Genomic DNA, 2954 nt, shown 5'->3' with positions numbered 1-2954 from the left:
GCCGCGACCGAGGGCGCCCTGCCGCGCCGCGACAACGCGTACAAGGTCGAACTGATCCGCCGGGTCGTCGCCCGTGCGCTGACCACCCTGGAAGGCGATCGGCCATGACCGGCACGCCAGTTGCCCCCGCCGTCGGCGCCGCGGACACGCGCGTCGACGGCCCCGCGAAGGTCACCGGCACGGCGGCCTACACCGGCGACCTCAGGCTGCCGGGTCTCGCGCACGCCGTAGTCCTCCAGAGCACGATCGCCAAGGGCCGGATCACCGACCTGGACGCCGGCCCCGCCGAGGCCGCGCCCGGGGTGCTCGCCGTGTTCCTGCCCGGCGGCCCACTCCGCTTCGCCCCGGTCGCGTCGTTCTACTCCGCCGACGGCGGCCCGATGGGCGACGCGCGCCCACCGCTGTCCGATCACAGCGTGCACCACCACGGGCAGCACATCGCGGTCGTGGTCGCCGAGACGATCGAGCAGGCCGTGGACGCCGCCGGGCGGATCCGGGTGAGCTACCACGAGGACGTTCCCGCCACCCGGATCGAGGACGCGGAAGGGCAACTGCCGCCCGGGAGCGAGGACCTCGTACGCGGCGACCTCGCGACCGGGCTCGCGGTCGCCGACGTCACCGTCGAGGGGCACTACGAGACGCCGCCGCAGCACATGAACGCGATGGAGCCGTGCGTGACCACCGCGTCGTGGGACGGCGATCGGCTCACCGTGTACGACTCGACGCAGAACCTGGCCGCCGTGCGCCTGGCACTCGCCACCGCGTTCGGCCTGCCCGCGACCGACGTTCGGGTGGTGTCGACGTTCGTCGGCGGCGGCTTCGGCAGCAAGGGCACGGTGTGGCCGCACGTCCTGCTGTCGGCCGCCGTCGCGCGACACGTCGGCCGGCCGGTACGCCTCGCGCTCACCCGGCCGCAGATGTTCACGTCGTGCGGGAGCAGGCCCCCGACGCGCCAGCGGATCGTCCTGGGCGCGCACCACGACGGGCGGCTCACCGCGCTGTGCCACGACACGATCTCGGCCACGTCGGTCGGCGAGAACGTGGCCGAAACGGCGGGCGGGGTGAGCCGGATGCTGTACGCGTGCCCGAACGTGACGGTGCGCCAGCGCATCGCCCGGCTCGACATGGCGCCGCCCACGTTCCAGCGTGCCCCGGGTCGCGCGCCCGGTTCGTTCGCGCTCGAGTCCGCGCTCGACGAACTCGCGTACGCACTCGCGATGGACCCGATCGAGGTGCGGTTGCGCAACTACGCCGACACCGACCCGAGCACGGGGCATCCGTGGTCGGGCAAGCACCTGCGGGACTGCTACCGGCTCGGCGCCGAGCGCTTCGGCTGGGACCCGGCCGACCGCACCCCCGGCACCCGCCGCGAGGGGGACGTGCTGATCGGCACCGGCATGGCGACCGCCACCCACGAGATGGACCAGAGCCCGGCCGCCGCGTGGGCCGAGCTCCGCGCCGACGGCACGGCCGTGATCGGTGTCGCGTCGCACGACATCGGCACCGGTACCTACACGGTCCTGGGACAGATCGCCGCGGACGCGCTCGGCCTCGCGCCCGAGCGGGTGACCGTGCTGCTCGGCGACACCGACTTTCCCGAGGCGCCGCCGTCGATCGGTTCGCAGACCGTCGCGCTGGTCGGTCCGGCGGTGCGGCGCGCGTGTGAGAACGTCCGGGACGACCTGCTCGCGCGCGCCGTGGCCGACCCGCGTTCGCCGTGGTACGAACGGGCGTTGGACACCATCGAGGTCGGCTGCGAGCTGTACGCCGCCGAGCTCTCGCGCACCGGGACGCCGAAGCTGACCGCGGCGGGCCACCACCACCCCGAGCAGAATTCGCCGTACGCGATCCACTCGTTCGGCGCGCAGTTCGCCGAGGTCGCGGTGGACGCGCTGACCGGGACCGTAAGGGTGCGCCGGATGGTCGGCGCGTTCGACATCGGCCGGATCGTCAATCCGCGAACCGCCCGCAGCCAACTGCTCGGCGGCATGACGTTCGGCCTGGCCCAGGCGTTGATGGAGGCCACCGCGATCGACCCCGTGCGCGGCCATGTGGTCGAACCTCATCTGGCGGGCTATCACGTGCCGGTCAACGCCGACATCGGCACGTTCGACGTGCTGTTCGTGGGCGGCCCCGACCCGCACATCAGCGACCTCGGTGCCCGCGGCGCGGGCGAGATCGGCGTGGTCGGCGCGGCGGCGGCGGTGGCCAACGCGGTCTTCCACGCGACGGGCGTGCGGGTACGGACCCTGCCGATCACGCCGGATCGGGTGGTTGCGGACGCCTGATCGCGGCTACTCGGCCACCGGCAACGTGAACACGATTCGGGTGCCGGCGGTGTACTCCGGGTCGATCCCGATCGTGCCGCCGTGATACTCGACGATCTTCTTGCACATGGCCAGGCCCATGCCGTGGCCCGGATACGCCTCGCGGGTGTGCAGCCGCTGGAAGATCACGAACACTCGTTCGGCGTCCGCCGGGTCGATGCCGATCCCGTTGTCGGTCACCGAGATCCGCCAGACGTCGCCGTCGCGCTCGGTGCGCATCCGCACCCGTACCGGCTCGTCCGGCTTGCGGAACTTGATCGCGTTGGCGAGCAGGTTCTGCACCACCAGGGACAGGTGGGTCCGGTCGCCGCTGACCGTGGGCAGTGGGTCGTGCGTGAGGTCGGCGCCGGTCTCCTCGATCGTGATGGCGAGGTCGCCGACGACCGTGGCGTACACCGCCTCCAAGTCCACCGGGACTGCGGGGGCCGCGTCGCGGCCGACGCGGGAGAAGGCCAACAGATGGTCGATCAGGGCCTGCATCCGCACCGCGCCGTCGACCGCGAATCCGATGTACTGGTCGGCGCGTTCGTCGAGTTTGCCGGTGTAGCGCTTGTGGAGCAGACCACAAAAGCTCGCGACCTTGCGCAGCGGCTCCTGGAGGTCGTGCGACGCGACGTAGGCGAACTG

Annotated in this window: 2 protein-coding genes; one reads left to right on the top strand and one right to left on the bottom strand. The window is 72.4% G+C overall.

From position 1 onward, the window contains the following. The first annotated feature begins 104 nt into the window (after positions 1–104). Entirely contained in the window at positions 105–2288 is a 2184-nt protein-coding gene (locus tag GT354_RS18020) for a xanthine dehydrogenase family protein molybdopterin-binding subunit (RefSeq protein ID WP_161357327.1), read from the top strand. A 6-nt stretch (positions 2289–2294) separates the two neighbouring features. On the opposite strand, the gene GT354_RS18015 is transcribed toward GT354_RS18020, so the two are convergent. Beyond that, positions 2295–2954 (bottom strand): ATP-binding protein (locus GT354_RS18015; RefSeq protein ID WP_237535112.1); only part of this gene is annotated, 660 nt, incomplete at its 5' end.

Origin of the sequence: Streptomyces sp. SID3343, from assembly GCF_009865215.1 — a bacterium.
Classification (GTDB): domain Bacteria; phylum Actinomycetota; class Actinomycetes; order Streptomycetales; family Streptomycetaceae; genus Embleya.
The sequence above is the reverse complement of the archived record's forward strand: the minus strand, read 5'-3'. Positions and strand labels throughout refer to the sequence as shown.

Coding starts and splice junctions, on each gene's coding strand:
- GT354_RS18020 (WP_161357327.1), top strand. CDS start 105: ATGACCGGCACGCCAGTTGCCCCCGCCGTCGGCGCCGCGGACACGCGC.